The sequence below is a fragment of the Flavobacterium sp. UBA4854 genome (assembly GCF_002399805.1).
In the GTDB taxonomy this organism is placed as follows: Bacteria; Bacteroidota; Bacteroidia; order Flavobacteriales; family Flavobacteriaceae; genus Flavobacterium; species Flavobacterium ginsengisoli.
Genome location: NZ_DHEI01000109.1, coordinates 12,217 through 18,513, shown reverse-complemented (window position 1 = coordinate 18,513; position 6,297 = coordinate 12,217). Strand labels below are relative to the sequence as shown.

At 32.2% G+C, this 6,297-nt stretch carries 7 protein-coding genes; 1 reads left to right on the top strand and 6 read right to left on the bottom strand.

Translation table 11 applies throughout. The features are described 5' to 3' along the window. Positions 1–226: 226 nt before the first annotated feature. The 6 genes from B3J44_RS16335 to B3J44_RS16310 all read right to left on the bottom strand — a co-directional run bounded on the left by B3J44_RS16335 (position 227) and on the right by B3J44_RS16310 (position 5,015). Entirely contained in the window at positions 227–868 is a 642-nt protein-coding gene (locus B3J44_RS16335) for an O-methyltransferase (RefSeq protein WP_286969701.1), read from the bottom strand. A 110-nt stretch (positions 869–978) separates the two neighbouring features. Then, the gene (locus tag B3J44_RS16330; RefSeq protein WP_286969700.1) at positions 979–1,377 is read right to left on the bottom strand and encodes a hypothetical protein; all 399 of its coding nucleotides are present in this window, start codon (positions 1,375–1,377) and stop codon (positions 979–981) included. A 176-nt stretch (positions 1,378–1,553) separates the two neighbouring features. Further along, positions 1,554–2,105, bottom strand: a complete 552-nt coding sequence (locus B3J44_RS16325; protein ID WP_286969698.1) for a YceI family protein — start codon at positions 2,103–2,105, stop codon at positions 1,554–1,556. Between the two features lie 10 nt (positions 2,106–2,115). Further along, positions 2,116–3,564, bottom strand: coding sequence for a hypothetical protein (locus tag B3J44_RS16320; protein ID WP_198854365.1), 1,449 nt, complete (start codon positions 3,562–3,564; stop codon positions 2,116–2,118). A 5-nt stretch (positions 3,565–3,569) separates the two neighbouring features. Further along, positions 3,570–4,136, bottom strand: a complete 567-nt coding sequence (locus B3J44_RS16315) for a YceI family protein (protein WP_286969696.1) — start codon at positions 4,134–4,136, stop codon at positions 3,570–3,572. Between the two features lie 294 nt (positions 4,137–4,430). After that, the gene (locus B3J44_RS16310; protein WP_286969694.1) at positions 4,431–5,015 is read right to left on the bottom strand and encodes a YceI family protein; all 585 of its coding nucleotides are present in this window, start codon (positions 5,013–5,015) and stop codon (positions 4,431–4,433) included. A 350-nt stretch (positions 5,016–5,365) separates the two neighbouring features. Between B3J44_RS16310 and rlmN the strand changes: the two genes are divergently transcribed. Then, positions 5,366–6,297: 23S rRNA (adenine(2503)-C(2))-methyltransferase RlmN (gene rlmN, locus B3J44_RS16305; protein WP_286969693.1), on the top strand; the 932-nt coding region annotated here is incomplete at its 3' end.

Below are 6,297 nucleotides of genomic sequence, written 5' to 3'. Positions count from 1 at the left end.
GCAAATAAATCTTGAGACTTTCTAAAAGTAGCATTTTCTTGATTATTTGCAGTTTTGCTTTCAATCAATGAAATTAGATTTTCAATTTCATTTTCTGTAAAAACATTATTTATGATTGAAAAACCTTCAGAGTTTATTTCTGCGTTACATTTCATTTTTAATAAATATATTATCGAGTTTTAAACCTTAGTGTCTTAGCACCTTAGAATCTTAGAGGCTCAAAAACTTACAATACTCTCGAAACCGTCAATCCATCGCGAATTGGTAATAAAACCGTCTCTACTCTCGGATCATCTTTCAAAAGCTGATTGTATTCTAAAAGTACTTTTGTGCTAACGTCATTTGGATGAACTGGTTCTAGAATTTTTCCGCTCCACAAAACATTATCAGATAAAATGATTCCGCCTTTATTCATTTTTGGAACAATCATTTCCCAATAGTTCAAGTAGTTTTCTTTGTCAGCATCTATAAAAACCAAATCAAATTTTAGGTCTAAATCTGGAATAATATTTATGGCTTCACCTAAATGTTGAAAAATTTGTTTTCCCCAAGGAGACATATCAAAATATTTTCGCTGAAAATCGATTAATTCTTCTTTGATGTCAATTGTATGTAATTGACCATTTTCTTGCATTCCTTCGCATAAGCATAAAGCTGCATAACCGGTATAAGTACCAATTTCGAGAATATTTACAGGACGAATCAATTTAGAAAGCATGCTTAAAACACGGCCTTGAAAATGACCGCTCAGCATTCTTGGCAAAAGTATTTTTTGATAGGTTTCTTTATTTAGTTTTGCCAGTAATTCTGGTTCTTTTTCAGAATGCTGTTCGATGTAATCTTCTAGTTCTTGAGATATAAAATGCATGTTGTAGTATCTTGTAATTTGAAGACAAAAATACAAAAATATCTGCTTGCGATTTGACATAAAAAAACCATTCGTTTTGCGAATGGTTTCTGTTCGGATTTAGATGAAGTTTATTTTTTCAAAGCCGCATCTACATCTTTAGCTGTTTTTACAGTTCCGTCTTTTGCTGCTTTTGCTGCATTTTCTACTTTTTCAGCTCCTTTTTTAGTAGCGTCTTTTACGTCGGTTGCTGTTTTCTTAGCCGCATTTTCAACATCATTTGCTGCTTTTTTAGTAGCATCTTTTACGTCTTGAGCTGCAGTTTCTGTCGCATCTTTTGCTTTAGTAGCAGCGTTTTCAGCTTTACTTACTGCGGTGTCTTTTACTTCTTTAATGTCTGATGTCAGAGAATCAACTTTATTTCCAAGAGTTAATTCGTCTTCCGCAGGTTTGTTTTCTTTTTTCTCGCATGATTGAACAGCGAATGCTAATAAAGCAATTACAGCTAAAGTCAAAATTTGTTTTTTCATAATTTCAATTTTTTTAGGTTGATAAAACTTAAAGGTTAAATGGCTGAAAAATAAAATTACAAATTTTAAAATGATTGAGCTCTTTGTAAGATTATTTTTTCTTTTGAGAGCAAAACAATTCTTGTGCCAAATTTTGATTTTTGTGTGCTTGCGGTTTAATTTTTTTTTACGAAAAATTAGTTTTTATATAGACTGAAATTAATAACAATATCATCTTTAACTTTAATTAATCCCGCCATTTTTACGGGAGCTTCTAATTCAATATCAGAGAATTTTAAACTCAAAGTTCCTTGAATTTTGTCGTCGTTATTGTATAATATGAAATCTTTGTATTTTAGTGTTTTGTCGGTAATATAAAAGTTTAGTTTGCATTTATAATTTTTCCCACAAGGTTTTATATCACTAATGGAAACAGTACTGTTTGGGAATTTTTTGACCTTTACAGTTCCTTGTAAATCTTTGGTCATTACTTTATTGCCACAATCAAAGTTTGACATTTTAATGTCGGTATTAAAAGTGTTTTTTTTAACTGAGTTTACATAAACAGTATCTTTAATGGCAAAGGTATTAGAGCAATTGTATTTGCCGACAGTTGATAAACCTGTGATTTCTATCTTTATTTTATTTATTGCCACAGCCGTATCTTCTGGAAAAAAAGTGGGTTTAGCACTTCCTAATAAAAAGAACATTGCTAAACCCATAATTAATATTGAAAATCTTGTTTTCATTTTTTTTATATTAGAACGCAATGGTTGCTTCGAATACTAAACCTTCAAATTTACCACCATAAAAGTTGTTTAGATTTCCAGTAGCAGGATCTCCTGTAAATTGTGAGTAATCTTTATATTTTTGATTAACGTAGTTTAATTTAGCTAAAATGTTTTTAGTCATAAACCAGCCAGCGCTTGCTTCAAATTTATCTACAGTAACCTTTTTAGCGTCAGCATTAGATAATTTTCCAGATACGGTATTGTATTTTCCTCCGATATAGAATTGTTCAGTTCCTCCAAATCTGTAAATAAGCTCTGAAGCATATTGATTAGCTGTACGTTTGTCGTCAGTACCCGCTTTATCGCCTCCTGAAGCTAATTCGATTGTTCCGAAGAATTCAAGTCCTTTATATTTTACAAAAGGGTTAATCATGTATGTCGTAGCCCAATTTTTGAAATTAGGATTGAATGTTGCCTCTGGAGTAGATGTCTTACTAAAACTAGTAGCAACATCAGTAGTAGTTGTAGTAACAACACCGTTAGCATCGGTTTTAGTAATGGTATTTTTGTAAGGATTATTATTCAATATACCCCAATAACCAAATCCTGATCTGTTAGCAGAATATATGTTTGCGTTACCAAGATTTGCATTATGATAAAGAGAACCAGTTAATCTTACTCTTAAATCTTCATTAAGCTGTTTGTCATAACCTAATTTGGCTAAGATTGAAGGGCTATGCGTTGTATTAGTGTTTGGTCCGCTAGTATAAAAAACTTCTTCATTACTTTGATTTAAATTACCATTTGTAACACCTAACATGCTTACCAATCCGTCTCTGTTGTAGTAAACCTCCATACCCATTTCTGTAGTGAAAGAATACATGATGTTGTTTCCAACAAATGCATTTCGGATTGTATTACCATTATCAGAACCTCTGAAGTGAGCATCACCAAAATTGTTCTCCATTTGTCCAATTTTAATTGTAGCATATTTCATGAAATCAGCCAGGAAATCTTTTTTGATGAAGTCTAATTTGTCAATTTGTAAGTACCCACCTTTTACATAAGAATCATTATGGTGTCTTGAAGCTAAATAAATATCTAAATTTACTCTTACCCCGTCAAACAATTGAGCTCCAATATACATATCAGCAGCAGGAAGCGTAAAATTGTTTTCAGTATTCATTAAGCGATATCCTGAAATTGTTCTAGTGGTAGTTCCGTTAGGAGTAGTAGTCGTAGTAGTAATATTAGCAGGTTGATCGTTGAATGAATTTGTTGCTTGAAAATCCATGTTGAAAGCACCACCAAGATCAATACTAAGGCCTTTAAATTCTCTAGTATCCTTTTGTACGTCAAAAACATTGATACCATCTTTTCCTCTAGAGATTTGGTTTTGCATGTTTCCAAAACTAACTTGTGCCTGAACAGCAAATGTGCTGATCAATGTAACGAATAGAATATAAATTTTCTTCATGGCGTTTATAAATTAAAGTTTAAATTAAATTTTATAGTCAGGTCTTGCCCTGTTTTTATTGTTCCAAGCATTGCTGTTGGCGATTTCATTCCGAAATCTGTAAAGGTGATTTTGTTGCTTCCTTGAAGGTTTAATCCATTTGCGGTAACAGTAGTTTTTACAGTAGTTTTGTAAACTTTGCTAACTCCAGCAATGGTATAAGTCCCGGTTAGTTCCCAAGTTGTTTCGTTTACTTTTTCAGCAGATTTCAGAACGTATTTAATTTGCTTGTTTTTATCTGTTTTTAAAGTTTCGTAAGCCACTTTATCCATACTTTTTTTCTCACTTTTAACGCTTTCAGCTAAAAGAGTTACAGTCAAAGCTTCAATGTCGGTTACTTTTCCGTTGGCAATGTTTAATGATGCTGTTCCAGTTCCAGAAGTCGATTTCATTTCCCAGTCGTGAAGTGTAGATGTACCCGCTACAGAAAAAGTTGATTTATCTAAAGTGTATGATTTTTGTGCTGTTGCAAAAGAACTGATTCCTAAAAATGCTGTTACAACGGCGAAAAGTTTTAATGTACTTGTTTTCATTTTTGTCATGTTTATATTATAAAAAATAAGTTAATAGTCGGCCAGTTTCTATTTAGTACTAAGAATGTTGTTTTTAACTTGTATCAAAGATCCTTCTATAAATCAGCTTTATACATGATAAAAATCATTGTTAAAATTTTATTAAATAGGTATTTAATAACTACAACGTTTTCATTTTCTATAGAATTGATCTGTTAAGCAAAAAGAGAAGTTTGATTTTATTGAATTGCTATTTTTTAACATTTAATTCGAAGAGATAAAATGTTAAAAAAGAACGTTTTTTAACATCAAGATTTAGCTTAAAATGATATTGAAGATTACAGTTAGATCTTTTCCTGCTTTTACAACTCCCAAGGCAGCTTTTGGAGGCGTCATTTCAAAATCGCCAAAAGTAATTTGATTAGAACCTTGCAAAATGATGCTTCCTTTATTAGTAGTTACTTTTACCTGAGTCTTATATTCTTTACTCACTCCTGCAATAGTGTAAACTCCTGTTAGATTCCAAGTGTTGTCATCTATTTTTTCTGCAGATTTTAATACGTATTCAATATATTTATGTGTTTCAGTATCCATGGCCTCATAAGCTACTTTGTCCATGCTGGCTTTATAGCTTTTTAGGCTTTCAGCCAATAAGGAAACACTTAAACTATTTATGCTGGCAAGTTTAGAATCTTTAATAATTAAGTTAGCGCTTCCCGTTCCTTCTGTAGATTTCATTACCCAGTCGTGTACTGTAGAGGTTCCCGCTACTTCAAAAGTTGAGTTTGCAGCTATGCTATAATTTTTTTGGGCATTTGCCTCTAATGCGATTGTTGTAAAAATAATTGTCAGTAAAAATGATTGAATTGTTTTCATGTTGATAAAGTATAGGTTAATCATTCAAATCAGGAAGTTTTAAGATTCAATTAGTGGTTAAAGAGTCAAAAGCTATCCTTATTTCTTAGACCAAAATTATCGCGCGCGCGAAGAACATGAAATGATAAAAATCATGGCTAAACTTTTATTAAATTATTATAGTAAAGAGGGCAAAGGCTTATTAATGCTAAGGTTATGCCCATTCTAAGGAAATGAAGTTTTATGTAAATATTTGTTTTTTAGTTTGTTGCGTGTTTTGGTTGAGAATGGCGATATTGGTTTTCTTGTTTTATTTTTTGAAAAGAAATCAAGAAAAAAAGGAGGTAAAATGCTTTAAGTTTTAGAAAACACTGGAAATAAATTAACTTTGCAGCATGCAAATGGAGAAAAAAGACATAAGAGCCTTATCAAAAGAACAGCTTCGCGATTTTTTTGTTGAAAATGGAGATAAAGCTTTCAGAGGAAATCAGGTTTACGAGTGGTTATGGAGTAAAGGCGCTCACAGTTTTGAAGACATGACAAACGTAGCAAAAGCTACAAGGTCTATGCTTGAAAATAATTTTGTAATCAATCATATTAAGGTTGACACAATGCAAAAAAGTAGCGACGGAACAGTAAAAAATGCCGTTAGACTTCATGATGGACTTGTAGTTGAGTCTGTTTTAATTCCGACTGAAACCAGAACTACTGCTTGTGTTTCTAGTCAGGTTGGCTGTAGTTTAGATTGTAATTTCTGTGCAACTGCAAGATTAAAGAGAATGCGAAATCTAGAACCAGGCGAAATTTACGATCAAGTGCTAGCAATCGATAAAGAAAGCCGTTTGTATTACAATCATCCACTTTCGAATATTGTTTTTATGGGAATGGGAGAGCCTTTAATGAATTACAATAATGTCATTAAAGCAATCGACATGATTACTTCTGAGGAAGGTTTAGGAATGTCTCCAAAACGAATCATGGTTTCGACTTCAGGAATTCCTAAAATGATTAAAAAAATGGCAGATGACGATGTGAAGTTTAAACTAGCAGTTTCTTTGCACTCAGCGATAGACGAAACGCGTGCGCGCATTATGCCTTTTAGTAAAAACTTTCCTTTAAAAGATCTACGAGAAGCATTAGAATATTGGTACAGAAAAACTAAAAGCAAAATTTCTTACGAATATGTGGTTTGGAAAGGAATCAACGACGATAAAGCTTCAGTTGATGCTTTGGTTAAATTCTGTAAATATGTACCGTGTAAAGTCAATTTGATTGAATATAATCCAATTGATGATGGTGAATTCCAACAAGCTTCAGAAGAATCAAT